The 26,874-nt window shown below is 71.2% G+C and carries 18 protein-coding genes; 4 read left to right on the forward strand and 14 right to left on the reverse strand.

Features of this window, described 5'->3' with window-relative positions:
* Positions 1–136: 136 nt before the first annotated feature.
* From WME89_RS45300 to ppdK, 3 genes are all read right to left on the reverse strand, one after another.
* On the reverse strand, positions 137–865 hold the full coding sequence (locus WME89_RS45300) for a PspA/IM30 family protein (RefSeq protein WP_438005765.1): 729 nt from the start codon (positions 863–865) through the stop codon (positions 137–139).
* A 120-nt stretch (positions 866–985) separates the two neighbouring features.
* A complete protein-coding gene (locus WME89_RS45305; RefSeq protein ID WP_438005766.1) occupies positions 986–2,518 on the reverse strand; it encodes a hypothetical protein in 1,533 nt (510 codons plus the stop codon).
* Positions 2,519–2,745: 227 nt separating this feature from the next.
* On the reverse strand, positions 2,746–5,577 hold the full coding sequence (ppdK, locus tag WME89_RS45310) for a pyruvate, phosphate dikinase (protein WP_438005767.1): 2,832 nt from the start codon (positions 5,575–5,577) through the stop codon (positions 2,746–2,748).
* A gap of 154 nt (positions 5,578–5,731) precedes the next feature.
* Here ppdK and WME89_RS45315 point away from each other — a divergent pair, with 154 nt between their 5' ends.
* The 4 genes from WME89_RS45315 to WME89_RS45330 all read left to right on the forward strand — a co-directional run bounded on the left by WME89_RS45315 (position 5,732) and on the right by WME89_RS45330 (position 11,211).
* Complete coding sequence (locus tag WME89_RS45315) at positions 5,732–6,664, forward strand: FKBP-type peptidyl-prolyl cis-trans isomerase (protein WP_438005768.1); 933 nt, start codon at positions 5,732–5,734, stop codon at positions 6,662–6,664.
* A 65-nt stretch (positions 6,665–6,729) separates the two neighbouring features.
* Positions 6,730–7,962: an AAA family ATPase gene (locus WME89_RS45320; protein WP_438005769.1), complete on the forward strand. Its 1,233-nt coding sequence runs from the start codon at positions 6,730–6,732 to the stop codon at positions 7,960–7,962.
* 849 nt (positions 7,963–8,811) lie between these two features.
* Positions 8,812–9,558, forward strand: a complete 747-nt coding sequence (locus WME89_RS45325; RefSeq protein ID WP_438005770.1) for a hypothetical protein — start codon at positions 8,812–8,814, stop codon at positions 9,556–9,558.
* A 546-nt stretch (positions 9,559–10,104) separates the two neighbouring features.
* A complete protein-coding gene (locus WME89_RS45330; protein ID WP_438005771.1) occupies positions 10,105–11,211 on the forward strand; it encodes a cellulose binding domain-containing protein in 1,107 nt (368 codons plus the stop codon).
* Positions 11,212–11,223: 12 nt separating this feature from the next.
* Here the strand turns inward: WME89_RS45330 and WME89_RS45335 are convergent, their stop codons facing one another.
* The 11 genes from WME89_RS45335 to WME89_RS45385 form a co-directional block, all read right to left on the reverse strand.
* Positions 11,224–11,871: a hypothetical protein gene (locus WME89_RS45335; protein ID WP_438005772.1), complete on the reverse strand. Its 648-nt coding sequence runs from the start codon at positions 11,869–11,871 to the stop codon at positions 11,224–11,226.
* A gap of 172 nt (positions 11,872–12,043) precedes the next feature.
* On the reverse strand, positions 12,044–13,768 hold the full coding sequence (locus WME89_RS45340; protein WP_438005773.1) for an ABC transporter substrate-binding protein: 1,725 nt from the start codon (positions 13,766–13,768) through the stop codon (positions 12,044–12,046).
* A 288-nt stretch (positions 13,769–14,056) separates the two neighbouring features.
* Positions 14,057–15,898 carry an acyl-CoA mutase large subunit family protein gene (locus WME89_RS45345; protein ID WP_438005774.1) on the reverse strand — a complete coding sequence of 614 codons (1,842 nt, stop codon included), beginning with the start codon at positions 15,896–15,898 and terminating at the stop codon, positions 14,057–14,059.
* 80 nt (positions 15,899–15,978) lie between these two features.
* On the reverse strand, positions 15,979–16,473 hold the full coding sequence (locus tag WME89_RS45350) for a hypothetical protein (protein ID WP_438005775.1): 495 nt from the start codon (positions 16,471–16,473) through the stop codon (positions 15,979–15,981).
* Positions 16,474–16,566: 93 nt separating this feature from the next.
* Entirely contained in the window at positions 16,567–18,648 is a 2,082-nt protein-coding gene (locus WME89_RS45355; protein ID WP_438005776.1) for an OmpA family protein, read from the reverse strand.
* Between the two features lie 413 nt (positions 18,649–19,061).
* Positions 19,062–19,319, reverse strand: a complete 258-nt coding sequence (locus WME89_RS45360) for a BolA/IbaG family iron-sulfur metabolism protein (RefSeq protein ID WP_438005777.1) — start codon at positions 19,317–19,319, stop codon at positions 19,062–19,064.
* A gap of 164 nt (positions 19,320–19,483) precedes the next feature.
* Positions 19,484–20,665 carry a thiolase family protein gene (locus tag WME89_RS45365; RefSeq protein WP_437621054.1) on the reverse strand — a complete coding sequence of 394 codons (1,182 nt, stop codon included), beginning with the start codon at positions 20,663–20,665 and terminating at the stop codon, positions 19,484–19,486.
* A 9-nt stretch (positions 20,666–20,674) separates the two neighbouring features.
* Entirely contained in the window at positions 20,675–23,056 is a 2,382-nt protein-coding gene (locus WME89_RS45370; protein WP_438005778.1) for a 3-hydroxyacyl-CoA dehydrogenase/enoyl-CoA hydratase family protein, read from the reverse strand.
* Between the two features lie 453 nt (positions 23,057–23,509).
* Positions 23,510–23,785 carry a hypothetical protein gene (locus WME89_RS45375; RefSeq protein ID WP_437621056.1) on the reverse strand — a complete coding sequence of 92 codons (276 nt, stop codon included), beginning with the start codon at positions 23,783–23,785 and terminating at the stop codon, positions 23,510–23,512.
* A gap of 70 nt (positions 23,786–23,855) precedes the next feature.
* Positions 23,856–25,022 (reverse strand): trypsin-like peptidase domain-containing protein, encoded by a 1,167-nt coding sequence (locus tag WME89_RS45380; RefSeq protein WP_438005779.1) that lies wholly within the window; start codon positions 25,020–25,022, stop codon positions 23,856–23,858.
* Positions 25,019–26,851 (reverse strand): hypothetical protein, encoded by a 1,833-nt coding sequence (locus WME89_RS45385; protein WP_438005780.1) that lies wholly within the window; start codon positions 26,849–26,851, stop codon positions 25,019–25,021. Before WME89_RS45385 ends, WME89_RS45380 begins: the two co-directional genes overlap by 4 nt.
* Positions 26,852–26,874: the final 23 nt, after the last annotated feature.

Raw genomic sequence — 26,874 nt, forward strand, 5'->3', positions numbered from 1 at the left:
GAGCAGGTGGCCTGCGCCGGCCGGTAACGCTGATGCCTCGATGGTCGAAGGATTGGCGCCCGCGTGAGGAAGAGCGCCGGAACAGCCGCGTGCCGCCGACGAGGGGCGCGCTGCCCGCGCCCGCCCGCGCCCGCCCTCAGGACCCGATCCGGATCTTCTTCTTCAGCGCGGCGAGCTCATCATCGACCGCCGACCCGCCGGGCCTGTCCGCGCCGCCGGCGCTGCCGCCCCGGCCGTGCTCGAGCTGCGCGAACTTCGCCTCGAGCTCGGCCGCCGACAGCCCGCCGCCGGAGATCGCCTCCTCCACCTCGCGTGACGCCGCGACCTGCGCCACCTGCCCCTCGACCTGCTCCTCCATGCGCCGGAACTCGGAGAAGGCGCTCTGGCCGCCCCTCGACCCGAGCCCCTCGGCGCCGCCGCCCCCGCGCTGCTGCTGGATCTGCGCCGCGAGCGTGCCCTTGCGCGCCTGGAACTCCTCCTGCTTGGCCTCCATGCGCTCGAGCTCGCTCTTCATCGAGATCACCGCGGAGCGCTGCTCGGCGCGCATCGCCTCGGCCCTGTCGCGCTCGCCCACGACCCGCTTCTTCTGGACGAGCGCCTCGCGCGCGAGCTTCTCGTCGTTCGCCTTGAGCGCGAGCTCGGCGCGCTTCTCCCACTTCTCCGCCTCAGCGTCGAGCTCGTCGACCTTCTTGCGCAGCACCTTCTCGGCCGCTACCGCGTCGACCAGCTCCTTCCGCGCCGCGCGGACCTGGTCCTTCATCTCCTCGACGATGAGATCCAGCGACTTTTTCGGATCTTCCGCCTTGTCGAGGAGCGCGTTGACGTTGCTCGAGATGACCTTCCCCATGCGGTCGAAGATGCCCATGCCGGTAGCGTGCACCGCCCCGCCGCCCCTGTAAAGCGCCGGCGCGCCCGGCCGCGGGCGCCCTCCGGGAGGGCGCCCGCGACCCCCGGAGCGCCCGCGGCCCACGGGGAAGACCGGCGATCAGGGCGGCGGCAGGTACGCCGGACCGAAGCTCGCCTCCACCGACGACCGCGTCGTCAGCAGCGGGGTCCTCGTCGCCTCGTCCTCGTAGAGCGGCCTCACCACGCAGGTGTCCTCGCCGCACTCGCCCCCGTCGACGAACGCGACGTCGGCGACGAGCCAGTACCGCGTGCTCCCGTCGCTCGACGCGAACGTGACGGGCGCCTCCGGGTCGTGGAACCCCGCCGGGCCGAGATCCGCCCCGAGGGCGCCATGGCAGAAGATCTTGATCCGCGGGTGGACCGCATAGTCATGCCCGTGCCCCGAGTAGTAATGGACGCCGATCCGCGTCCACTTCCCGAGCGGCGGGAAGTCGACGTTGATGTTCTCGGGCGCACAGAAGTCGTCCCGGTTCGGGTCCGTGACGCCGGGGTCGCAGGTGATGTTGTCGATGTCGAGCCGCGGGTTATGGCACCCCCGGCCGAGGTCGCGCCACGCCTGCCCGGCGCCGCGAGGGGCGTAGTAGCAGGTGTTCTTGGCCTCCACCGGGTCCGCGTACCAGCTCACCGGCTCCGGCGGCGCCGCGGTGTCGCTGAACCAGAGGAGCTCCGGATCCTCCGCCAGCGTGTCCACGGTGCAGTTGTTATAACCGCAGTCGCTCGGCGAGCCGCTGACGCGCCACGGCTGCGTGTCGTCCGGCTGGTGCAGGTGCAGATCGAGATCCACGCCGTTGCCGCCGAGGTCGTGCTCCCACTCGAGCTCGACCCGCAGGCCCGGCGCGCCGACGTAGAGCGCGTACTCGCACGAGTCGGTCGCGCCGTCCGCGAGGCGCTTCGTGTAAACCACCTTGTACTCCCCCGACTGGAGCGGCTTGTAGTCGTCCGCCGGGCTCGCTCCGGACACCGACGGGCACGGATCGATGCCGGCGGGGCAAACGACGGTCCAGGTCTCGGAGCCAGGCTCGGCGTCCGCGCTGAACGTGCCTGTCCCTTCCTTCAGGTCCACGTCGGCAAACGGGGGCACCTGCAGCGGGTGGCAGCCCGCGGGGCTCTCGCTGAAGCAGCTCTCGGTCGCGTGCCGGCCGCCGAGGCACGGCCCCCACACGCCGACCTCGTTGCACAGCTCGGTGCCCGGAAAACACCCCTCCACCGCGCGGTACGAGGGATCGCCCATGAAGCACGCGCGCGCCTGCCCCGCGACGCAGGAGCACGTCTCGTCGACCTGACCGTCGCAGTCATCGTCGAGGCCGAGGTGGTTCACGTCGCAGAGCTCCTCGGGGCCGCACTGGGTGCCGCACGGGTTCACCGCCCCGTCGACGACCCCCGCGTCCCCGCCGGGAGGGATGACGCCGCCCGGAGCGTCCCCCGGAGAAGCGGCCCCGTCGCCCGCCGCGCCGCCCGCGCCGCCCTGTCCTCCGGCGCCGCCGGACGAGGAGCCGCCGGCGCCGAGATCCGGGCGCGGGCCCGAGACATTACAGCCGACCGCGACGAACGCACCCGAGGCCGCGGCCCCCAGAACAGCGAGGAGCGCAGAGGAGACGCCGAGATGACGCATGAAACCTCCAGTCGCCAGCGCGCGGTGGAGCGGCGTGGGCCAGGAGGAGCGCCCCGCCAGACACCCGCGTTCAACAGCGAGGTTCCTGTCTTAGCAGACCCGGAGAGACTCCAAAGCACGCTCGTGAGTGTGTCAATGCACGCTCGTGAGAACGGATGTCACCACGTCCTCTGGAGACGTCCGCCGACGTCCTGCCGACGTCCTGCTGACGTCCCGCCCCGAGCCGCTCAGTCCGTCGCGCGCGGACCCCTCGCGGACTCGGCCGTGAGCGCCGCCTGCGCGGCGGCGAGCCGGGCGACCGGGACGCGGAAAGGAGAGCACGAGACGTAATCGAGCCCGGCCCGCTCGAAGAACGCGATCGAGCTCGGGTCGCCGCCGTGCTCGCCGCAGATACCGAGCTTCAGCCCCGGCCGCGCCGCGCGCCCGCGATCCCGCGCGAGCTCGACCAGCGCCCCGACGCCGGGCACGTCCAGCGACTGGAACGGATCCTTCGCGAAGATGCCGGCCTCGACGTACGCGCCGAGGAACCGGCCCGCGTCGTCGCGCGAGATGCCCAGCGTCGTCTGCGTGAGGTCGTTCGTGCCGAAGCTGAAGAACTCCGCCTCCTCGGCCAGCTCGCCGGCCATGATCGCGGCGCGCGGCAGCTCGATCATCGTCCCGAACCGGACATCGACCCTCCGCCCCTTCTCGGCGAACACCTGCTCCGCGACGCCCTCGACGAGCGCGCGCGTGATGGCGAGCTCGCGCCGGGTCATGCTGAGCGGGATCATGATCTCGGGCTCGACCTCGATGCCCGCCGCCGCGACCTCGCACGCCGCCTCGAGGATGGCGCGCGCCTGCATCTCGTAGATCTCCGGCGACGTGATCGCGAGCCGGCAGCCGCGGTGGCCGAGCATGGGGTTGTACTCGGCGAGCTCCTGGCTCTTGCGCCGGAGCTCCTTCGCGCTGATCCCCATCGCCTTCGAGAGCTGCTCGAGCTGCGCCTCGTCCTGCGGCAGGAACTCGTGCAGCGGCGGATCGAGCAGCCGGATGGTGACGGGCAGGCCGGCCATCTCCCGGAAGACACCCAGGAAATCGCCGCGCTGGAAGGGGAGCAGCTTCGCGAGCGCGCGCCGCCGCCCGGCCTCGCCGTCGGCGAGGATCATCTCGCGCATCGCGTCGATGCGCTCCTCGTCGAAGAACATGTGCTCGGTGCGGCAGAGCCCGATGCCCTCCGCGCCGAAGTTGCGCGCCGTCCTGGCGTCGTGGGGCGTGTCGGCGTTCGACCGCACGCGCAGGCGCCGGACCGCGTCGGCCCAGCCGATGAGCTCCTCGAACTCGCCGCTCAGCGCCGCCGGGACGGTCGGCACCGCGCCGAGGTAGACCCTGCCGGTGCCGCCGTCGAGCGTGATCAGGTCGCCCGCCTTCACCGTGATCGAGCCGGTCGCGTGCCCGTGATCGTCGTAGATCGTCACCGCCATCTGGCCCTGGCTCACGCTGATGGCCGAGCAGCCGGCGACGCAGCTCTTGCCCATCCCGCGCGCCACCACGGCCGCGTGGCTCGTCATGCCGCCGCGGGCCGTCAGGACGCCGCGCGCCGCCTTCATGCCGTGGATGTCCTCCGGCGACGTCTCGGAGCGCACGAGGATCACCGCCTTGCCCTGGCCAGCGCGCCGCTCCGCCTCGTCGGCGCTGAACACGACCTGCCCCGTCGCCGCCCCGGGGCTCGCCGGCAGGCCCCGCGCGAGCAGCCGCTTCGGCGCGCCCTCGTCGATGCTCGGGTGGAGCAGCTGATCGATCGAGCCCGGATCCACCCGCAAGATCGCCTCGCGCTGGCTGATCAGGCCCTCCCTGGCCATCTCGACCGCGATGCGCACGGCCGCCCGGCCCGTGCGCTTGCCGGTGCGACACTGGAGCAGGAAGAGCTCGCCCCGCTGGATCGTGAACTCCAGGTCCTGCATGTCGCGGAAGTGCTGCTCGAGCCTGGCCTGCACCGCGACGAGCTGCGCGTGGGCCTCGGGCATGCGCGCCTCGAGCGAGCTCGCGTCGTCGGCGTCGTCCGACGTGGCCCCGCCGCCCGACGTGGCCCCGCCGCCCGACGTGGCCCCGCCGCCCGGCGTGGCCCCGCCGCCCGGACCGGACCTCGACAGCGGGTGCGGCGTGCGCACGCCCGCCACGACGTCCTCGCCCTGGGCGTTGGGGAGCCACTCGCCGTAGAAGCGCCGCTCTCCCGTCGACGGGTCGCGCGTGAACGCCACGCCGGTGCCGGAGTCGTCACCCAGGTTGCCGAACACCATCGCCTGGACGTTGCAGGCCGTCCCCCACGCCTCCGGGATATCGTGCATCTTCCGGTACACCTGGGCACGGTGGTTGTTCCAGCTATCGAATACGGCGCGGATCGCGCCCCCGAGCTGCGCGCGCGGATCGTCGGGGAACGGGCGCCCCGTGGCCCCGACGACGATCTCCTTCTGCCGCTGGATCAGGGCCGCGAGCGACTCCGGATCGAGCAGCGAGTCGGGCACCTTGCGCTCGAGCTCTGCGGAGTTCAGCCGCGTCGCGTCGACGCCGAGCCGCGCCGCGGCGTCCCTGCGCGCGCGGCCGAGCGCCTCCTCGAAGCGGTCGCGAGGCACCCCGAGCACGATATCGGAATATGTCAGGAGGAACCGCCGATAGGCGTCCAGCGCGAATCGCTCGCTGCCCGTGCGCCGCGCGAGCCCGGCCGCGATCTCGTCGTTGATCCCGAGGTTCAGGAGGGTATCCATCATTCCCGGCATCGACGCGCGCGCGCCCGAGCGGACCGACACGAGCAGCGGCGCCTCGGGGCTCCCGAGCCTCGCGTCCAGCAGCGACTCCAGCCGGCCGATCGCCGCCTCGATCTCGTCTTCGACGCCGGCGGGGAGCACCTTGCCCGCGGCGTAATACGCGTTGCAGACCTCGGTGGTGACCGTGAAGCCCGGCGGCACCGGAATGCCGAGTCGAGTCATCTCCGCCAGGCCTGCCCCCTTGCCGCCGAGCAGATCCTTCTGCTGTGCGTCCCCGTCCGCCTGCCCCGCGCCGAAGAAGTAAATCGATCTCGCCATGGCGCGCGCACGCTAGATCGTCCGCGCAGTCCGGTCGAGATCCTCGAACGGCGCACGGCGCCTGTTGGATCCGCGACCGACGGAAGCGCGTGGTGCAGCGCGCACCTCGCCAAAAATACCGGCTCTTGCCGGCGGACGAGCTATGAAGCGTCGCATGAAGCGCTGCGCCATCCTCCTCGCCGTCCTCACGCTCCCTCTCGGGGCTTGCGACAAGCCAAGCCCGCAGCCGGTCGCCGATTCCCCGGCGCCCGCCTCGGCCGCTCCCTCCGCGCCGGCCGCGCCCACCGACGAGCCCACCGCGGCGCAGGCGCCGCCTGCCGAGCCCGCCGGCTTGCCTGCGCCGCCCGACGTCGCCGCGCCGCCCGCGGACGCGCAGAAGACGGCGTCGGGCCTCGCGTTCAAGGTGCTGACGCCGGGCAAGGACCAGGCGCACCCCGGCCCCGACGACAAGGTGACCGTTCACTACACGGGGTGGACCACGGACGGGAAGATGTTCGACAGCTCGACCCTCCGGGGCGAGCCGGCGAGCTTCGGCGTGAGCGGCGTGATCAAGGGCTGGACGGAGGCGCTCCAGCTCATGAGCAAGGGCGAGAAGCGCCGCCTCTGGATCCCCGGGAGCCTCGCCTACGGCGACCGGCCCACGCGCCCGGGCGCCCCCGCTGGAATGCTCGTGTTCGACGTCGAGCTGCTCGACTTCGCGCCCGCGCCGAAGCCCCCGCCCGCGCCGAAGGACGTGAAGGCGGCGCCCAAGAGCGCCAAGAAGACCGCCTCGGGGCTCGCCTACCAGGTCCTCCAGAAGGGCACGGGCACGGAGCACCCGAAGCCGACGAGCCGCGTCACCGTGCACTACACGGGATGGACGACCGACGGGAAGATGTTCGATAGCTCCATCGTGCGCGACGAGCCGGCGACCTTCCCGGTCGGCGGCGTGATCAAGGGGTGGACCGAGGGCGTACAGCTGATGGTGAAAGGCGAGAAGACGCGCTTCTGGATCCCGGCGGAGCTCGCGTACGGCGAGAAGCCGACGCGCCCCGGGGCCCCCGCCGGCACGCTCGTGTTCGACATCGAGCTCATCGACTTTCGCTGATCCGTCGGCCGGCGCTTTACATCCGGCCGACTGCCTGGCTACATGGACGAGGCGAGCGGCCAGGCATGCTGACATCCATTCGACTCAAGAACTTCAAGAGCTTCGCCGATCAAACGGTGGAGCTCTCCCCCTTCACGCTGCTGCTCGGGGCGAACGGCTCCGGCAAGAGCAATTTCCTCGACGCCCTGCGCTTCCTGCAGGGTGTCGGGCTGGACCTCCCCTTGTGCGACATCTTCCGCGGCAGAGTCGACGGCAGGCGCGAGGTCTGGCCGGGCCTGCGCGGCGGCACGCAGGGGGCCACGCACAGGGGCTCCAAATCGTTCACCCTCGAGAGTCGATGGGTGATCGGGAAGGAGGAGCTCACACACAAGATCACGTGTCAGGTCGAGCCCGACGTGCTCGTGGAGCATGAGTCGCTCGAGGCGCGGTCGGCGGGCGGGCTGCTCTTCGACACGCCGACATCGGCGCTGAAGGGGCTCGAGGGGTTCGCCGCGGGCCACGCGATGAAGGCGGCGTCCAACAAGAAGAGCCGCTCGATGCGGATCGCCTCGATGGATCGCAACCCCGCGCGGCGCAGCCTGCTCGGCCAGATCGAGCACCACCGCGGGCGCGCGGATGACGTGAGCCTCGCGGACGTCATCGCGCTCTGCAACGCGCTCCAGGTCGCGATGCGGAGCACGCTGTCGCTCGACATCGATCCTTCGCGGATGAGGGGCTACGTGCCGCACGAGATCGAGAACCTCGGCGCCGGCGGGCAGAACCTCTCCGCGGTGCTCCGCTGGCTCTGCCAGGAGGCCGATCACAAGGCCGACGTGCTCGGCTGGGTGCGGTCGATCTTCGCGCCCGAGATCAGCGATATCGAGTTTGCGGAGACGGGCCTCGGCGACGTGATGATGGTGCTCGTCGAGCAGGGCGGCGCCCGCGTCCCGGCGCCGAGCCTGCCGGACGGCGCGCTGCGCGCGCTCGGCAAGATCGCCGGCGTGCTCACCGCGCCGGAGGGCTCGCTCCTCCTCGTGGAGGACCCCGACGCCGGCCTGCACCCCGAGCGCGCGGGCTTGCTCGCGCAGCTCCTGGAGGGGGCAGCGCGGCCGTCGGTCTGCCAGATCGTGGCGACGACGCACTCGCCGGCGCTGCTCAGGGCGGTCTCCAAGCAGGGGCTCAGCCGCGCGATCGCGTTCGAGCGCGATCCGGAGACCTCCGCCACGACGGCGCGCCGGCTCGCGGAGCTGCCGCGCTTCGCGGAGATCGCGGAGCGCGATGCGGGGGAGCTGCTCTTCTCCAAGGCGCTCGCGGGGTAGTGGCGCGCCGGCCAGGGGCGTCCCTGGCCGCGATGGGGGGCAATGCCGGGCCGCCCGGCCCCCGGAGAGGGTGCTCTCCGCGCGGGGTGGGGGCCCCGCCGAACTCGCCCGATAGTCTTTGTCCTCCGGCAGAGCCGGAGGACAAAGACTATCGGGCTCAGACATCGGCCCATCCCCCACCCCGCGCGGAGAGCACCCTCTCCGGGAGCCTACCGCGAAGGCGCCTGGCCGGAAAGCGGCGGCGACACGGGGCGGGCTCTGTCTGACGAGCTGCTGCACGGAGCGAGCTGAGAGTCGCGTCCGCTCGGAAGTTTGCAGCACTCGATTCCTCGCTCGCTCTCCCAGACGCAGACGCGAATAGCTCGCGGCGTATGTCGACGACATACTCCAGGCAGTCATGGCCTGAGCCATGCTTTTGGCGGCGGACCAGAGGAAAAAGCCGTTGGGGCGCCAAGGGCGCGAGAGAAAATTCCTGGATCCTTGCCTGTCATCCAATCCCATCTGCGCGTGACTGCCATTCGAGCACGATGGCGGGAACACAGGCATGAACCTCGACTGACATTTTCCAAACGTCACCAGGACGCGAGATGTCCCTGGGTATCCGACAGCGGCCCCCGTCTACACACCACAACAAAGGCCACGACGAACATCTTATTTCAGCGCTGCCATTGCATTGCAGTGATGTCATGCACAAAGCGACCAGACCGCCCGTCATCACGCGTTGCATCGTGAGCGACGCCATGCTTTCTATCCTCTCCTTGAATCGCTTGCGCGGCGGACGTCGCGCGACCAACACCACGAAGAGGTACCTTGCTTTACTACAACACTCCGCTTCGACTGGTCTTTTGTATGACCATCGGCCTCTCGGCGATGGCCTGCTCCGCTGACGAGATCAAGGACTACATCGAAGACAACATGGGCGAGGGCGGCGGCGATGCCACCAGCACGACCGGCAGCGCCAGCAGCTCCAGCCAGAGCAGCACCACCGCCGGCACGGGCGGCGGCACCACCTCCGCCAGCACCGGCGAGGGCGGCGGCACCACCACCACCGCCAGCACCGGCGAGGGCGGCGGCACCACCACCACCGCCAGCACCGGCGAGGGCGGCGGCGGCACCACCTCCGCCAGCACCGGCGAGGGCGGCGGCACCACCACCGGCGAGGGCGGCGGCACCACCGCCGCCGGCACCGGCGGCGCGGGCGCCGGCACCGGCACCGGCGGCAGCGGCAGCGGCGGCGCGCCTCCTGTCGATCCCGCCTGCGGCCCGGACACCGCGACCTTCGCCGATGTGCGGCCGGTCCTGGAGGGCTGCGCGAACCAGTACTGCCACGGCAGCCCCACCGCTCCGTCGGCCGGGCTCGACCTCCGCGCGGCCGCGGCGGTCGGCGCGCTCGTCGGTCAGGACGCCAGCTCCTGCTCCAGCGAGCACGCGCTCGTCGTGCCGTTCATGCCGAGCAGCAGCTACCTCATGAACAAGCTGAACGACACCGGCCTGTGCGACCCCGACGAGAGCAGCATGCCCCCGGGCGCAGCGCTGCCGGCGGCCGACATCAAGAAGATCAACGACTGGATCTGCGCGGGCGCCCCCGCCGACTGAGATGCGACCGGCTCGGTAGCAACGTGCATTCCGGAGCGCCTCGAGGAGGGGGCAGCGGCTCGACGAGCTCCGAGAGGCGCGTTTGCTCTGCTCCGGCATGATCGCATGGACCGCCCATCACCCGCGGTCACGCCTGTGTGCCAGGATCGCTCCGACGACAACAGCGGGGGATTCCGGACGGCACGACCCGGCGGGAACAGCCATGTTTGACGAAGTCTGTACACAGTGGCAGACACAGCCCTGCTTGATGAGGTCTGTACACCGTGGCAGACACAGCCATATTCAACGCGATCGACGTGAAATGGCGGGCACAGCCGTGATCAATGGATCACTGGCCGGGAATGTGGAGCTCAAACCAATCGATCGGCCGAGCTTGCGGGACCTCTGCTTCACTTATTCACTTCGAGCAGAACCTGCGGCTCCGCTGAGCTGACCTGGAGAAACTTAATGCGTACCACTCGCTTACTTGGCTACTTCTCCGCTTCGTTCACATGCTTCTTGCTCGCCTGCAGCCCTGGAAATGTTGGCGACGAGCAGAGCGATGCCTTGCGCTCCGGGCTGAGCAGTCCGGATGGCACGTTCGAGGCGGAGCTCACACTCCCCGCTCAGTGGGGAAGTGGGTACTGCGCGAGCGTGACGATAAAGAACACGAGCGCCAGCCGGACCACCGGCTGGGGCGTGGTCATCGGGCTCAACGGCTCGACGTTGAACAACGCGTGGAACGTGCGCGTCACCCCATCGGAGGGGCAGTTCACCGCCATCAACGAGGGCTATAACGGCACGCTGGAGCCGGGAGCCTCGACGGTGTGGGGGTTCTGCGGGAGCGGCACCGGGAGGCCTGGGCTCGTGGCGGTCAACGGCGCCGGAGGCTCGACCACCAGCACGAGCGCTTCCTCCAGCAGCAGCAGCTCGAGCACGTCCGCGAGCAGCGGCGGTGGAGAGGGCGGCGCCACGGGGACCGGCGGCGCGGGCGGCGAGGGCGGCGCCACCACCACCACCACGGCTGGCGTTGGCGGCGAGGGCGCCGGCACCACCACCACCACCACCGCTGGCGTTGGCGGCGCAGGCGGCGAGGGCGCCGGCACCACCACCACGGCTGGCGTCGGCGGCGCAGGCGGCGAGGGCGCCGGCACCACCACCACCACCACCACCGCTGGCGTCGGCGGCGCGGGCGGCGAGGGCGCCGGCACCACCACCGCCACCACCACGACCACCGCTGGCGTCGGCGGCGCGGGCGGCGAGGGCGGCGGCACCACCACCACCACCGCTGGCGTCGGCGGCGCGGGCGGCGAGGGCGGCGGGAGCTCGAGCGATCCGGCCTGCGGCCCGGACACCGCGACCTTCGCAGATGTGCAGTCGATCCTCGGGACGAACTGCGCGGGCTGCCACGGTGGCCCCGCCGGAGCGGCGGGGCTCGATCTCCGCAGGGATATGGCGGTCGCCGCGCTCGTCGGTCAGGACGCCCGCTCCTGCTCCAGCGAGCACGCGCTCGTCGTGCCGTTCATGCCGAGCAGCAGCTACCTCATGAACAAGCTGAACGACACCGGCCTGTGCGACCCCGACGAGAGCAGCATGCCCCCGGGCGCAGCGCTGCCCGAGGCCGACATCAAGACCATCAACGACTGGATCTGCGCGGGCGCCCCCGCCGACTGAGGTGCTGCCGGCTCAGTAGACCTTGCAGCGCGCCCCGGTGGCGGCGCGCGCATAGGGCACCTTCGCGCTCCGCGCCTTCACGTAGATCGCCCCGCCCGGCGCCGGCCTCGGGATCACCGCGCCGGTCGCGAGGGGCCGCCCGGGCGGCAGCTCCTCGACCTCGATGATCACGTCGTTCCCTTCCTGATCGACCGCGGAGATCGAGGGCCGCCGGCTCTCCTCGTCGGCAGGGCCGCCCGGGCAGGACACCCCGCGCGCGCTCAGGGCGACGGCGAGCGTGTCGGCCCCGGTCTCCGGGGCGCCGGCCGCCCACTGGAACCTGGGATCCCGGGCCTCCCCCACCTCCACCGCCAGGCAGCTGCAGCGCTCCTTCGGCGCCGCGGCGCGCGCGAGCGCGAGGTCGTGCCGCACGCCGACCCAGGAGGACACCCGCTCCTGCGGCGCGGACGGGGCACCGCTGAAGTCGTCGGGCGTGCCTACCGCACGCCGCGGCGCCTTCTGCTTCGCGCCTTGCTGATCATCCACGCGCGCGGACGGTTCGATGGTGCCGCCCTCCCAGAACGCGGCGGCGCCTGCGTGCTGGTTACCGCTGCAAGCGGCGAGGGCGACTCCGGCGAGGAGCGCAGCGAAGCGTGCGAGTTGGGCGCCCGAGAGGAGCATACGGAGCGATCTTCGCACCGGCGCCGTCGACGGCCAAGGTTTGTGCTGAGCGCTGAGACGAGGGGAGCCGCCGCTGCGCGCGCCAGGTACGGGCCTGGCACGCGCTGGCACGCGATGCGCGCGCGGCGACAGCGCTACGCGCCGGATAGCCGGCGCGCAGCGCGAGCAGCCTTCACTTCGGCTTGATCTCGGTGAGGACGATGAGGTAGTCCGGCGGGTTGTTCGGCGACAGCTTGGCGTACGGGTTCTCCTTGCTGGGCCACCCGACGAAGCGCTTCGTGCTGTACTCGCCCCAGGACGGGTTCTTGAACAGCGGGATGACCGGCACCTGCTGCGCGTAGATGTTCTGCAGCTCGTCGATGATGCGCTTCTGCTCGGCCGGATCCGTCGCGGACGCGAACTGCTTGAACAGCGGCTCGGCCTCCTTGGCGGCGAAGCGGTGCCAGTTGCGCGTCGTGGCCTCGCCGACGGGCTTCACGAACTCCGGGGCCATGAGATCGCGGTAGAAGTTGAACGGCGTGGGCTCGGTGTTCGTCCAGCCCATCGACATGTCGAACGTGCCCTTCTGGAGCGCCTCGAAGAACGCGCTGAAGTCGTACGTCTTCAGCGTCGCCTCGATGCCGACCGCCTTCAGGTTCTGCGTGGTGATCTGGACCGCGCGCACCCAGTCGGACCAGCCGGTCACGACGTTGATGTCGAACTTCAGCGGCTTGCCGTCCTTCGCCCGGATGCCGTCCGAGCCCTTGGCGTAGCCGGCCTCGTCGAGGAGGGCGTTCGCCTTGGCCACATCGTAGGTGGTCCAGTCCGCCGCCGCCGCCTTCTCGTTCCGCCAGCGCGCGTAGGCGTCGTCGAGCCCCGTCGCGTCCGCGCCGACCGTGTAGCCGTTGACCGCGATCTTGGCGATCTGGGCCCGGTCGATGGCCATGCTGATGGCCTTGCGGAGCTTGATGTCGTTGAACGGCTTCTTCGTGGCGTTCGGATAGAGCGTCACGGTGCCGCCGACGAGCGGGAACCAGTAGTGGTTGTTCTGCGGGTCCTTGCTGACGTAGGTCTTGTCGATGTCGGGGACGAAGTTGCCGGCCCAGTCGACCTCGCCGTTGATGAGCGCCAGGTTCGCCTGGTCGTTGCCCGGGTACGCCGGGAAGCGCAGCCCTTCGACAGCCGGCTTGCCCTTCTGCCAGTAGTGCGGGTTCTTGCCGAGCTCGTAGATCTGGTTCTGGAACGTCTTCACCTCGGTGAAGGGCCCCGTCGCGACGGGGGTCTCGTTCGTGAACGTGACCGGGTCGGCGACGTCCTTCCACTTGTGCTCCGGCACGATCGGCTGGTGGCCGATGTAGCTGAGCCCGGGGACGAAGGCCTCCTTGAAGATGAACTCGACCGTGGTGTCGTTCTTGGCCTCCACCGAGTCGACGAGCTTCCACACGCCCGTGAGATCGAGCGCCGGGAACTTCTTGAGGAGCCCGAACGTGAACGCGACGTCCTTCGCCGAGAAGGGCTGTCCGTCAGACCACTTGACCTCGGTGCGGGTCGTGAAGGTGAGCTTCTTGTTCGCGTCGCTCCACTCGTACTTCGTCGCGAGCCAGGGCATGAACTCGCCCTTCATCGTGTTGTAAACGATGAGCGGCTCGTAGATGCCGGCGACCGTGGGGAAGCGCACGCTCCCCTCGCCGAGCAGGGGGTTGAAGTTGCGCACCCAGGACGCCTGCTGCTCCCTGGAGATGGTGACGAACTTCGCGCCGGCGTTCTTCGCCCCCGCCGCGGCCCCGGCCCCGGGATTGGCCGAGTTCGCGCCCGCCGTGTCCTTGGCGGCGTTCTCGGTCCCTTCCTTGTTGCCACAAGCCGCCGTGGCGCCGACGGACAGAAGTAGCGCCGACAGGGCAAAAATGCGGCGCGACATGGATCGACTCTTCATAAGCTTGCTCCCTCGCGGCGACCTCGGTCGCCCGCGACGATCCTCTCACTCGACCGACAGCACGCAGCGCCGCAGCGCAGCGACAACAGCAGACCGTACGGCGGCGCCACGGATGAGCCGCGACTGCGGCACCCTGACGCCGGCGCACTCTACCGGCCGAGGTAGAGAAGTGTCAACCTGACGAATTGAGGGGGCTTCCTGGGCCGCGGTGCGGTGCGTGACCTGATCGGATGCGCACGCCAGAGCGGGCGCCCCGGCGCCTAGCGAGGGAAATCAGAATTCTGCCGGATCACTGTAAGTCCCCATGACGTCGCGCAGCACGTCGCAGATCTCCTGCTCGGTCGCGTACACGCTGGCCGCCGCGATGATGGGGGGCATGAGGTTGTCGCCGCCGCGTGCGCTGTTTCGCACCTCGGCCAGCGCGCTTCGCACCCGGTCCTGATCGCGCCCGGCCTTGACCCGGGCGAGGTTCTCACATTGCACGCGCTGCACCTCCTCGTCGATGCGGAGGAGGGGGATCGTCTTCTCGCCCGCCGCGGCATAGCGGTTGACGCCCACCATGATCCGCTCGTCCGACTCCAGCTCTCGCTGGAAGCGGTAAGCCGAGGCGGCGATCTCGCGCTGCGGATACCCCTTCTCGATGGCGGGCACCATCCCGCCCATCTCGTCGATCCGCCGGATGTACGCGAGCGCCTCCTGCTCCAGGCGGTCCGTCAGCCACTCGACGTAGTAGCTGCCCCCGAGCGGATCGATCGTGTTCGCGACGCCGCTCTCGTGGGCGATGATCTGCTGCGTCCGGAGGGCGATGGTCACGCTCTCCTCGGTCGGGAGCGCATACGTCTCATCGAGCGAGTTCGTGTGGAGCGACTGGGTGCCGCCGAGCACGGCGGCGAGCGCCTGGAGCGAGACGCGGACCACGTTGTTGTAGGGCTGCTGCGCCGTCAGCGAGACGCCGGCCGTCTGCGCGTGCGTCCGGAGCTTCATGCTCTCGGCCCTCTTCGCCCCGTAACGCTCCTTGAGGAACCGCGCCCACATGCGGCGCGCGGCGCGGAGCTTCGCGATCTCCTCGAAGAAGTCGTTGTGGACGTCGAAGAAGAACGAGAGGCGCGGCGCGAAGGAGTCGACGTCGAGGCCGCGCTCGATGCAGCTCTCGACGTACGCGAGCCCGTCCGCGAGCGTGAACGCGAGCTCCTGCGCGGCGGTCGAGCCCGCCTCGCGGATGTGGTAGCCGCTGATGGACACGGAGTTCCACCGCGGCACCTCGCGCGCGCAGAACTCGATCATGTCCGTCACGATGCGCATCGCCGGGCGCGGCGGGACGAGCCAGGCGTGCTGGGCGATGAACTCCTTCAGGCAGTCGTTCTGCACGGTTCCGCCGATCCGCTTGCGCGGGATCCCGCGCTTGTCGGCGAGCGCGATGTAGAACGCGAGCAGCACGACGGCCGGGCCGTTGATGGTCATCGACGTCGTCACCTGGTCGAGCGGGATGCCGTCGAAGAGCACCTCCATGTCGCGGAGCGTGTCGACCGCGACACCGCACATCCCGACCTCGCCGAGCGACCGGGGAGAGTCGGAGTCGTAGCCCATGAGCGTCGGGAAATCGAAGGCGGTGGACAGGCCCGTCTGCCCCTCGGCGAGCAGGTATTTGAACCGCGCGTTCGTCTGCTCCGGCGTGCCGAAGCCGGCGAACATCCGCATCGTCCAGAGCTTGCCGCGGTACATCGTCGGCTGGACGCCCCGCGTGAACGGGTACTCCCCGGGCAGCCCGAGCTCCTTCGCGTAGTCGAGCGGCGCGTCGGCAGGCGTCACGAGATCGGGCACGTCGACGCCGCTCCAGGTCGAGAAGCGCTCGCTGCGCGGCGGGAAGCGCGCCGACGCCTCGGCGACCGGGCCCTCGCGCCACGCGGCCACCGCGCGCCGGAGCGCGGCGAGCCCGCCCTCGTCGAGCCCGAGCCCCTCGCCGCCTCCGCCGTTCGTGTAATCGTCCGTGGAACCGTGCGCGGAGTCTTTCGTGGAACGGAGCGCGTCGGCGCTGCTCTCGTCGGCTGGAGCCGGCGACCTTTTCGCGCGGTCCGCTTCGGCCTCCGGAGGGTGGGTGCGCTCTTCGTACGCCATGGACTCTATTTAGCGCGGCCCGCGCGCGATGGCGCCGCTCAACGAGGGAAACGCCGACGCAGGCGCGCCGGCGCGGAGCGTCACGGGCAGCGCGCGTGGAACACGTCGGAGGCGACCGGCGTCGCCCCGTCTTCCAGCGAGTCCTCGATCGAGCCCGTGATGCGGATGCCCGCCGCGGCGCAGAGCGCCGCCGCCGCGTCGCTCGGGAGGGTCCTGCCCTCGGCGCTCGTGTCGGCGGTGAACGCCACGGCGACGTCGCTGCCCGGAGCGACCTCGACCGGCAGCGACGTCGTGGTCTCGACGGCGAGGGGCGCGACGATCGAGGTCTTCTGATCGGCGCTCGTGATCTCGAAGGTGCGGACCGCGACGCGGCTGGGGCCGCTCGCCCGCGAGCCGAGGTGCAGCTGCAGCGTGAAGGTCGCCTGGAGGCTGGTCCCGAGCGCCCCCGCGGAGACGGTCGCCTCGGGCGCGGCGATGGATGGCGCGACGAACACGGCGGCGTCGGTGTCGATGCAACCGCTCGCCGCGGCGGCGAGCGTCGCTGCGGCGGCGGAGAGCCTGGCGCGGGCCTTCATGGTGGTCTCACTCTCTCCCGTGCCGACCTGTCCTGTCCAGATCGGCAGCGCCCGCGGGCGGCGCCGGCGAGCGGCGCGCGCGGCGAGCTCCGCTCAGGGCGGCGGCGGGACGACGCCCTTGGATCGGGCCAGGGCGCAGCCGAGCTCCACGTTCGTCGGCCCCTTGTCGGTGCGCACGACCTTGAACTCGACGCGCCGGTTCTTCTCCCAGGCCGGCGCGTTGTGGGCCGGGTCGAGCGGGCAGTACTCGCCGTAGCCCATGGCGCGCACCGCGTTCTTGCTGACCCCGCGCTGCACGAGCGCCGCCACGACGGCGTCCGCGCGGGATTGGGTCAGCTTGAGGTTGTAGGCGTCGGCCGAGCGCTCGTCGGCGTGCCCCTGCACCTCGATCATCGAGAACTCCGGGTGGTGCTTGAGCGTCTCGGCGACGGCCTGCACGATGCCGAACGACTCCGGGAGGATCTCGGCGCTGCCGGTCGCGAACTGGATCTTCTCGAGGATGACGATGTTGTTCTCCTCGATCACGACACTGCCCTTGTCCGGGCACCCGTCCTCGTCCTCGAGGCCGTTGAACGTCTCCGGGTCGTTCGGGCACTTGTCGGCCACGTCCGGGATGCCGTCCCGATCGTTGTCGGGGTCGGGGCAGCCGTCCTCGTCCTCGAAGTCGTCCTTGTCCTCCGGGTCGTTCGGGCACTGGTCGGACTTGTCGGGGATGCCGTCCTTGTCGTTGTCGGGGTCGGGGCAGCCGTCCTTGTCCTGGAAGCCGTCGCGGTCCTCCGGGTCATCCGGGCACTTGTCGCGCGAGTCGAGGATGCCGTCGCCGTCGCGATCGCCGTCGCTGCCCTCCGGGCAGCCGTCGTCGTCCTCGTCGCCGTCGCGGTCCTCCGGGTTGTTCGGGCAGCGATCGTCGACGTCGAGGATGCCGTCCTCGTCGTTGTCGGGATCCGGGCAACCGTACTTGCCGGGGGGCGAGTCCGCCTTGGTGTCCTGGAAGCCGTCGAAGTCCTCCGGCTCGTCGGGGCAGTCGTCCTGATCGTCCTTGATGCCGTCGCCGTCGCGATCGCCGATGGACGGCTCGAAGACGAACCCGAGGGTCGCGCGCTGCTCCGCCGCCTGGAACCCGGGCGTGTACCCGACGCCGGCGCCCAGCATGAGGAAGCTGTTCCGCTCGATGAAGAGCTTGATGCCCCCGAGCGCCTCGGCCGACAGCTTCTGCTTGCTGCTGTCGCCGCCGCCGACCTGCTGCGTCAGGTAGGTCTCGGCCACGAGATCGAGCGGCGTGAGGACGCGGAAGCTCATCCCGAACCCGCCGGTGAGCAGGTCGGAGTACTTGAAGTCTCCTTCCTTGAGCTGGAAGGTCATGCCGTCCTGGCGCAGGCCGAACGCGGGGTTTTTCCCGGTATGGCCGCGGTAGCCGGCGTTCACCGCGATCCGGAACGGGTTGGTGATGCCGAGCCGCTTCTCCAGCACGATCTGCGGCCAGAAGAAGAACCCCGGGTCCGAGGCGAAATCTTCGGACCCGCCCACGCCGACGCCGGCCTGGGCGATGAGCGCGAGCCCGATCACGTCCTGATCCGGGCGGAGCAGGCGCAGCTTCGCGTGGATCGCCAGGTTGCCGAGCGTCTGGGCGTCGAGCGAGTCGTCGTTGTAGTTGGCGCCGAGCCCTGGGCCGATGTCGTCGACAGGCTTCGCTCCGTTGAGCACCACGGGGACCGAGAGCCCGAGGACGAGGAAGTTGGCGATGCCGTAATCGAACTGGAACGTCCCCTGGAAGGCGTGATTCAGCATCATGTTCGTCTGCCGCTCGTTGTCGGTGAGCGGCATGATGTTGTGCCCGTAATCGAGCACGAGCCCCAGGCTGATATCGTTGGCGCCGAGGATGTCCGCGCCGTTGACCGAGAAGAGCCCTTTGGAGTCGACCGCCGGCCGGAACAGGTGCAGGTCCATGCCGTCGCCGTTGGCGCCGTTGCCCGTGCGCGTGCTGTCCGCGGCCTGCGCGGCGGCGTCCGGCGCGGCGGCGGTGATCGCCGCGCCGAGGAGCAGGGAGAGCAGCCCGACGCCGAGGCGGCTGGGGCGGCAGGGGCGACCGTGGGCGGGCAGCGCGCGCCGGTCGTCTGGCGCGCCGGGGCCGCCTGGGGGCGGGGCGGCGGGGAGCAACGGGGAACGAGGCATCATGGCAAGGTCCTCGGGTTCGTGAGGTCGCGATCGGGCAAGCGCGCCTGGATGTGGCGCTCGGCGCCACGTACCACCGCGTGAATTCCGGTGTCAAACAGACGGCGCGGCGGCTCTCCGCGGCGGCGCGGGCGGGATGCCTGGATCAGAAATGTCCACGAGTCGCGCGTCCCGGCCGGGGCGCGGCGGGCGCGATGCGCGATCGTCGCCCCCTGATGGGCCGTCGAGCCGGCGGGGATCGCAGGCTGGCGTCCGGCGCGGTCGGCGGTCGCGATGGCGCAGCGAGCGCGGTGAGCGCGTGGCGCCAGAGTTGTCCTGCTGATCGGAGGCGGACCCGCCCTAGTCCCCGGCCCGCTGATCGACCCGCCCTCATCCCATGCCCGCTGATCCGCGCTTGCCGAGCGGGGATCACCCGCTCAGGGGGTGCGGGTTTTCAGGCTGTCTATCGCGTGGACGGGCGCCAGGTCGCCGGCCATGAGGTGCGCGATCGCCCCGTAGACCAGCCGCTGGCTCTCCAGCATGCTCTTGCCGGCGAACACCGACGAGGTCACGACGAGGTTGAAGTGCCCTCCGCCGCCGGTCACCTCGGCGGTGGCGCCCTCGATCTTCTCTTCGATGGCGCGCTTCAGGGCGTCCGGGATGGACCCTTGAAAGGTGGTCAGGTGGATGGACATGGGGCGATCTATAGGTCATCGCCCCGCCGCGGGAAAGCCGGCGCGCGGGGCTCCGGCCCCGGCGGGGCGCGCTGTCGACGCGGCCGGCGACGCGGCCGGCGACGCGGCCGGCGACGCGGGATCAACGACGTGGGATCAGCGGGGTGGGACCGGCGGGACGGGGCTCAGGCGCTCGCGGCCCTGCTGGCCAGCTCGACGAGGCCGGCTGCGCCCATGCCGCCGCCGATGCACATCGTGACGATGGCGTACCGGCCGCCGCGCCGCCGCAGCTCGTAGAGGGCGGTCGCGGTGAGCTTCGCGCCGGTGCACCCGAGCGGGTGACCGAGCGCGATCGCGCCGCCGTTCACGTTGAGCTTCTCCTCCGGGATCTCCAGCGTCCGCTGCACGTAGACGGCCTGCGAGGCGAACGCCTCGTTGACCTCGAAGAGGTCGATGTCGGCCACCTTCAGCCCGGTCCTCGCGAGCAGCTTCCGCACCGCGGGGATCGGGCCGATCCCCATGATCGCGGGGTCGACGCCGACGGTCACGAACGACCGGAAGAACCCGAGCGGCTTCACGCCGAGCGCGTCCGCCTTGGCCTTGCTCATCACGAGCGCGGCGGCGGCGCCGTCCGACAGCGGCGAGCTGTTGCCCGGGGTGACGCTCCCCTTCGCCGCGAACGACGGCTTCAGCCCGGCGAGCGCCTCCGCGGTGGTCTCCTTGCGGATCAGCTCATCGGTGCGGAAGTCGAACGTCGCGCGCTTGCCGTTCTCGTAGCGCACCCCCTTCACGGTGACGATCTCGTCCTCGAACCGCCCCGCCGCGCGCGCGGCGGCCGCCTTCTGGTGGCTCTTCAGCGCGAACGCGTCCTGGTCGGCGCGGCTTACCTGGAACCTGTTCGCCACGTTCTCCGCGGTGATGCCCATCGGCGTGTACACCGTCGGACACCGCTCCATCGCCTCCGGCGACGCGCTGAGCTTGTTCCCGGTCATCGGGACCATCGTCATCGACTCGACGCCGCCGGCGATGGCGATGTCGACCGACCCCATCGCGATGCTGCCCGCCGCCATGGCGATCGCCTGGAGCCCGCTCGAGCAGAAGCGGTTGATGGTGATCGCGGACCCCTCCTGCGACATGCCGCCGAGGAGCGAGACGACGCGCGCGACGTTGAGCCCCTGCTCGCCTTCCGGCATGGCGCAGCCGAGGACGAGATCCTCGACGTCCTCCGGCTTCACCTGGGGGACGCGCTGGAGCAGCGCGGCGACGACCTCGCCCGCGAGCTCGTCGGGGCGCTTCTGCGCGAGCGACCCTTTGTGGGCCCGGCCAACGGCCGAGCGGACGGCCTCTGCAATTACGACGTCGACCATGGCGTTCACCTAGTTCCGAAGGGGCTTGTTGTTCATCAGCATGTACTGCATTCGCTCGGCGCTCTTGGGCTCACCGCACAGGCTGACGAACGCCTCGCGCTCGAGCTCGAGGATCTCCTCCTCGGTCACCTCGCGCGCCCCGCCCCCGGCGCCGCCGCAGAGCACCTCGGCGAGCTTGCGCGCGATCTTCGCGTCGTGCTCGCTGGCGTGGCCGCCGGCGACGAGCGTGTCGATCATCATCTGCAGCGTCGCGATCCCGCTCTCGCCCGGGAGCTTGTAGGCGCGCGGCACGGGCGCGTGGTACCCGGCCTCGGCCAGCCCGACGGCGCGCGCCTTCACCTCGTACAGCTGGCGCGCCCGGTCGAACGAGACGCCGTCGGTCTTGCGAAAGAAGCCGAGCGCCTTCGCCTCGTCCGCGCTGGTCGCGACCTTGGCGAGGGCGATGTTCTTGAAGACCTGCGTCACGAGGTCGTACGAGTTCACCGGCACGCCCTCCGGGATGCCCTCGAACGCGCGCCAGAGCATGTTGAGCGTCCCGGCGCCGCCCGGGATCAGGCCGACGCCGACCTCGACGAGCCCCGCGTACGTCTCCGCCGAGGCCTGCACCGCGTCGCAGGCGAAGCAGAGCTCGAGCCCGCCGCCCAGGGTCATCCCGTAGGGCGCGGCCACGACCGGGACGCTCGCGTACTTCAGCCGCTGCGTCGCGTCCTGGTACCCCTTCACCATCTTGCGGATCGCGTCCCAGTCCTTGTTGCCCGCGGCCATCACCACGAGGAACAGGTTGGCGCCGACGCAGAAGTGCTCGCCCTGGTTGAAGACCACGAGCGCGCGGAAGTCCTGCTCGGCCTTCTCCGCGGCGAGCGAGAGCATCCCGATCGAGTCCGGATCGAGGCTGTTCGCCTTGGTCTTGAAGGTGACGCCGAGCACGCCGTCGCCGAGATCCCATGCCTCTGCGCCGTCGTTGGCGAGCACGGCCTTCACGCCCTTCGCGGCCGCGCGCGCGCCGGCCAGCGTGACGTTCCTCGGATCGACCTGGCGGGCGACGTACTCCCCCTTGAGGAGGTCGAACACCGCTCCATCGGCGCGGTAGAACGAGGTCGCGCCGCTCTGCTTCATGCGGAGGATCGACTCGGGCAGCTTGAGGCCGTCCTTCTGCATTCGCTCGACGGTCTCGGCGAAGCCGAGCGCGTCCCACGTCTGGAAGGGCCCGAGCTCCCAGTTGTACCCCCAGCGCATGGCGTCATCGATGGCCACGATGCTGTCGGCGATCTCGCCGACCCGCCGCGCCGTGTACGCGAGCGAGCGGGAGAGCACCTTCCAGGCGAACTGCCCTGCCTTGCCCTGGTCGCTCGCGAGCTTCTTCACGCGCGCGGCCGGGTCCTCGATCTTCTCGCACGACCGGGTGGCCTTCTTGATCGCCTCATCGCCGCCGTGCGGGCGATACTGGAGCTTCGCGGGGTCGAGCGTCTCGAGCCCGTCCTTCGTCTTGCGGTAGAAGCCGCCCTTGGTCTTGTCGCCGAGGAGCTTCGCCTCGATCATGCTCCCGATGTAGGCGGGCAGCTTGAAGACCTCGCGGTCCTCGTCGCGCTCGAGCGACGTGTAACAGTTCTCGGCGACGTGGGCGAAGGTGTCGAGCCCGACGATATCGCCTGTCCTGAAGCTCGCGCTCTTCGGGTGGGCCATGGCGACGCCGGTGATGGCGTCGACGTCCTCCGGCGCGAGCCCCTCCTCGACCATGAGGTGGATGGCGGTGAGCATCGCGTGGGTGCCGATGCGATTGCCGACGAAGTTCGGGGTGTCCTTCCCGAAGACGATGCCCTTGCCGAGCACGTCCTCGCCGAACCTCCGCACGCGCGCGACGACGGCCGGATCTGTATCGGGGCCGGCGACGAGCTCGAGGAGCTTCATGTACCGGACGGGGTTGAAGAAGTGCATGACGAGGAATCGCTTGCGGAAGTCCTCGGAGCGCCCCTGCATCATCTCCTCGATGCGCAGCCCGGAGGTGTTCGACGCCGCGATCGCGTCCGGCCGCATGACCTGCTCGAGGCGCGCGAAGAGGGCGCGCTTCGGCTCCATCTTCTCGATGATGGCCTCGATGACGAGGTCGCATTGCGCGAGCTCGGAGAAGTGATCTTCGGTGTTGCCGGTGCGCACGAGGCGGGCGTTCGACGGGTGGAAGAACGCGGCGGGCCTGGCCTTGAGCGCCTTCTCCAGCCCGCCCGCGGCGAAGCGGCTCCGGGCGGCCGGGTCCTGCCGTTCGGCGTCGCCGAGGTTCGGGGGCACGATATCGAGGAGCAAGACCTCGATGCCGGCGTTCGCGAAGTGGGCGGCGATGCCGCTGCCCATGACGCCCGCGCCGATGACGCCCGCGCGGCGGATTGGTTTCGTCATGCAGATCCTCCGAGATGAATGGGGCGCAAACCATTGGCGCAAAGGGCGCCGAGCGCAAGCGTATCCGGGGTGGACGGCCGCGGGGTGAACGGGCGAGGTTGAGCTTCGCTGGCGCGGCGAGCGGCGAGGAGCGGTGAGCGGCGGCGAGCGCTGTGCGACACCGCACGCGCCAGCGCGGGTGTACGGCGAAGAGCGACAGCTGCGATGAGCAAGCGGCGTGATGCGTGACGCGTGGGCGGCACGCCGGAAGCGAACACGTCAGCGTACCCTGGAGTACAGCCAGTGAGCTTCTTCCTGTGATTGAGGATCCTCCACGCGCCTGCGAGGGGTGCAGGGGGCGGTGGAGCGCGGGGTTATGAAGTCACCTGTCCAGAGCGTCCGCCTGCGCGCGGTCGCCCCGAGATGTCATCGATCGAACTCGCGGCGCGCGGCTCACGGGCGGTGATTCCGCCCTCAGTGCCACGCCTGGGCGGACTGCACTGGCTGCCCGGTGCGGTCGTGCTCGGCGAGGAGGCGCTTCGAGATCTCGACGCACTCGACGCAGGAAGCGAAGCGCGACCGGTGCAGGCACTGGAGCCATGTCGCCGTCCCTTGCACCCCGAACTCCACCTCATCGAGGTGCCTGCCGCAGGCGACGCAGTGGATGTGTTTGTGCTGATGGGGCGCCGCCGGGCGCGCCGGCGCGAGCGCCTTCCGCTCGCGCTTGGTCAGTCGCTTTTCTCGCTTCATGATCTCCTCGAGGACAGGGGGTGGCCGCACGCATCGTGCAGGCGCGGGTAAGCTACCAGCGCGGCGTCCCTCAGCGCGACCCCGACTCGAAGCGCGGCGCCGCCTCGAACGTCTCGGCGAGGGTGCGGCGGTACTCGTCGGCCATCTGGACGAGCCCGTCGATGAGCAGCGCCGCGTCGTGATCCGAGAAGCCCTCCAGCGACGCCACGCACGACACCGAGACCTCGTCGCCCGTGATCGACACGCGGAACTCCCCCGTGGTCTGGTCGTTCATCGTGAGCAGGAACCGATAGAACGGCTCGTGGTTCGCCGCCGGCAAGCCCACGACCGGCGCGCTCAGGGTCAAGAGGCGCCCCGCCTCGTCGATCTCGACGTCCACCTGCGTCGCCGTCTCCGCCGCCGGGAACGGCCGCTGCGCGATGCGCCAGGCCCTCGGGCCGACGCGCGCCCGGTTGGCGATGATCCCGAGCGCCGACAGGCCCTGGCGGATCACCCGCTCGACGCCCGCGCGGGCCGGCGACGGCGCGAACGCGTGCGGCAGCAGCCGGCCGCAGCCCAGGCACCGATCGCTCTCGATGTCGAACGGCTCCTCGCACGCCGGGCAGCGGTAGACCGGCGCCCTGTCGCGGAGCTCGCCGAGCGGCCGCTCCACGGAGGCGAGCGTCGGCTGGAACGCGCTCGCCGGGAGCACGACGCTGTGGCCCGGGAGCTCTCCTCCGACGCCGGACGGCGCCGCGACCACCCCGAGCACGCGCCCCTCCGGATCGAGCACCGGCGCGCCCAGGGGCGCCGCCACGTCGAGCTCGAACGCGGGGGGCTGCCCGTCGACCTTGCGCGCCACGTGGCACACCCTCGCGACGGCGAGGCGCAGGCTCTGCCCCGGCAGGCAGCTCAGGACCGCGACGCGCTCCCCGAGCCGCGGCTCGGCCGGGGCGCGCACGGCGAGCGCCGCGACGCCGGGCGGCTCGCCCGGCGCGACGAGCGCCACGTCCCGGCCCACGTCGGCGACGATCACGCGCCCCGCCATGCTCCGCCCGTCCTCGAACGTCAGCGCGACCTCCGTCGCGTAGCCGAGCCCGCGCCGGCTCGTCACCACGACGCCGTTGCCGAGCGCCACCCAGCCGGTCGTGACGAGCACGCCGGCGCGGATCGCCACGATCGAGCGGCGAGCGCGGGCGACGCGCTCGTGGAGCAGGGCCAGATCGCCGTCGCCGTGCGCCGCGAGCTGCGACGTCATTGGGCGACGATCCTCGAGAGCGCCGTCATCAGCAGATCGATCGTGCCGGGCTTGGCGCCGTCGCGCTGCGCGTAGGCGACGATGTCGCGCAGCCGCTGCTCCGTCTTGAGGGGCAGCTTCGTGCGCACGAGCAGCTCCGACAGCGCGCCGATCGCGAGGAAGTGGCGGAGCATCGGGTCGGCCGGCGCGCGCTCGATCTCGCGCAGGTAGCGGCCGAGGTGCTCGCGCGCGAGCGCCGCCGTGGTGAGCGGGTCGACGTGGAGCGGCTTCTCCTCGGGCACCTGCCCGCGCACCGTGACGAGGCGCTCCATCGCGAGGAACGCCGGCTCCGCGACGCCGCCCGTGCTCCCGCGGCGCGCGCCGCCCTCGGCCTGGATGAGCTCGCGGGTCGCGGCCGCCGTGCACCGGTAGAGGTGCGCCACCGCGTCCGGCATCGTGTCGCCGTACTCGTAGATCGCGCGGAACACGGTGCACCGGATGAGGAGCACCATGACGCCCGGCCGCTCCTGGAAGCTGAGCGCCGTGCCGAGCACCTGCGCGTCGCGGAGCAGCTGGCAGAACCGATCGGCCGGCGTGTTCGTCGACTCGGGGCGGGACGGGATGTTCTGGCGCGACGGAGGATCGAGCTCCACCTCCGGCAGCGCGGGCGGGCGCACCGACACCGGCGTCGTCGCGACGGCCATGCTGGAGGTCGAGCGGCGAAAGGGGACGGTGCGCGCGCTGCGGCGATCGCTGATCTGCGGGGGCGTGTCCGCGGCGGGCGCGTGCTCACCCGAGAGCGGGGCCGCGGTCGCCGAGCTCGGCGCGGCCGCCTTCGCGGCGCCGCCCTCGGGTCCAGGCATCGCCATGCTGCTGATCGCCTTCGACGCGACGCCCCCGTCGTGCGCCGGCGGGAGGATGCCGGCCTTCGAGGCGGGCACGCCGCCGTTCCTCGCCGACGCGGCGCCGAGGGACGTCGGCGCCGGAACCGACGCGACCGACGCGACCGACGCGAGCGAGGGGGAAAGGATGTCGGGGATCGCGTCCGCGTCGCGGATCGGGCGCGCGACCGACTCGGGCAGGCGCGGCAAGGGGGGCGCGGCCCACGCCGAGTGCTCCTCGTGCGGCGTCCGCACCGCCGAGATCGGCGAAGGGGGCGCGGCCGCCCGCACCGACGGGGCGCCCTGCGCGCGGCCGGGCGTCGGCGGAATGGAGAAGCTCTTGAGGGGCCGGGCGCGGCCGGCCGAGGCCCACGTCAGGCTCGCGCGCTGCTCCTCCGAGAACGGCGGTCGCGCGTCGAACCACGCCGTCATCGTCGCGCCGAGCCGCTGCGCCGCCTCGCCGCTCTCGCGGAGCGCCTGGCGCAGCGCCTCCGGCGTGAACGCGGCGACGCGGCCGACGCGGCGGAGCAGCAGCAGATCGTCCCGGAGGCAGAGCCGGAAGGGCTCGGGCCCGCCGGAGAGCTCCAGCGCCGTCCGGAGCAGCGGCACGCGGTGCCGCTCCGTGACGCGCGCGACCGGCACGTCGATCGACACCCGCTCGAGCGGCGCGTCGAGCGCGACGAACAGCGTCACCGCCGCCAGCGGGACGATCCACCCCACGCCGTCCTGCAGCGTCGTCGCCTGGACGCTCGTCCCGGCCTCTGCGGAGGCGCAGTGGGCCACGAAGCGCACCGGATCCCGCGTGCGCCACGCGTCGATCGAGCTCCCGTCCCAGTCCGCGTCGGCGGGGGGCGGCCGGCGCGAGAGCGCTGGCGACCGGTCGACCCCGCACGCCTCGCACCGCGGCCCGCGCAGCGGATAACCGCACGCTGCGCAGAAATCGGAGGCCGGGCTCGACGGAACCGCCACGGCGCCAGCATACCTCAGCGCAG

The sequence above is a fragment of the Sorangium sp. So ce321 genome (assembly GCF_051530195.1).
GTDB lineage: Bacteria > Myxococcota_A > Polyangia > Polyangiales > Polyangiaceae > Sorangium.

Bases quoted from the DNA above. Each gene is read 5' to 3' on its own strand.
- WME89_RS45300 (WP_438005765.1), bottom strand. From the start codon at position 865: ATGGGCATCTTCGACCGCATGGGGAAGGTCATCTCGAGCAACGTCAAC.
- WME89_RS45305 (WP_438005766.1), bottom strand. From the start codon at position 2,518: ATGCGTCATCTCGGCGTCTCCTCTGCGCTCCTCGCTGTTCTGGGGGCC.
- ppdK (WP_438005767.1), bottom strand. From the start codon at position 5,577: ATGGCGAGATCGATTTACTTCTTCGGCGCGGGGCAGGCGGACGGGGAC.
- WME89_RS45315 (WP_438005768.1), top strand. From the start codon at position 5,732: ATGAAGCGCTGCGCCATCCTCCTCGCCGTCCTCACGCTCCCTCTCGGG.
- WME89_RS45320 (WP_438005769.1), top strand. From the start codon at position 6,730: ATGCTGACATCCATTCGACTCAAGAACTTCAAGAGCTTCGCCGATCAA.
- WME89_RS45325 (WP_438005770.1), top strand. From the start codon at position 8,812: ATGACCATCGGCCTCTCGGCGATGGCCTGCTCCGCTGACGAGATCAAG.
- WME89_RS45335 (WP_438005772.1), bottom strand. From the start codon at position 11,871: ATGCTCCTCTCGGGCGCCCAACTCGCACGCTTCGCTGCGCTCCTCGCC.
- WME89_RS45340 (WP_438005773.1), bottom strand. From the start codon at position 13,768: ATGTCGCGCCGCATTTTTGCCCTGTCGGCGCTACTTCTGTCCGTCGGC.
- WME89_RS45345 (WP_438005774.1), bottom strand. From the start codon at position 15,898: ATGGCGTACGAAGAGCGCACCCACCCTCCGGAGGCCGAAGCGGACCGC.
- WME89_RS45350 (WP_438005775.1), bottom strand. From the start codon at position 16,473: ATGAAGGCCCGCGCCAGGCTCTCCGCCGCCGCAGCGACGCTCGCCGCC.
- WME89_RS45355 (WP_438005776.1), bottom strand. From the start codon at position 18,648: ATGATGCCTCGTTCCCCGTTGCTCCCCGCCGCCCCGCCCCCAGGCGGC.
- WME89_RS45360 (WP_438005777.1), bottom strand. From the start codon at position 19,319: ATGTCCATCCACCTGACCACCTTTCAAGGGTCCATCCCGGACGCCCTG.
- WME89_RS45365 (WP_437621054.1), bottom strand. From the start codon at position 20,665: ATGGTCGACGTCGTAATTGCAGAGGCCGTCCGCTCGGCCGTTGGCCGG.
- WME89_RS45370 (WP_438005778.1), bottom strand. From the start codon at position 23,056: ATGACGAAACCAATCCGCCGCGCGGGCGTCATCGGCGCGGGCGTCATG.
- WME89_RS45375 (WP_437621056.1), bottom strand. From the start codon at position 23,785: ATGAAGCGAGAAAAGCGACTGACCAAGCGCGAGCGGAAGGCGCTCGCG.
- WME89_RS45380 (WP_438005779.1), bottom strand. From the start codon at position 25,022: ATGACGTCGCAGCTCGCGGCGCACGGCGACGGCGATCTGGCCCTGCTC.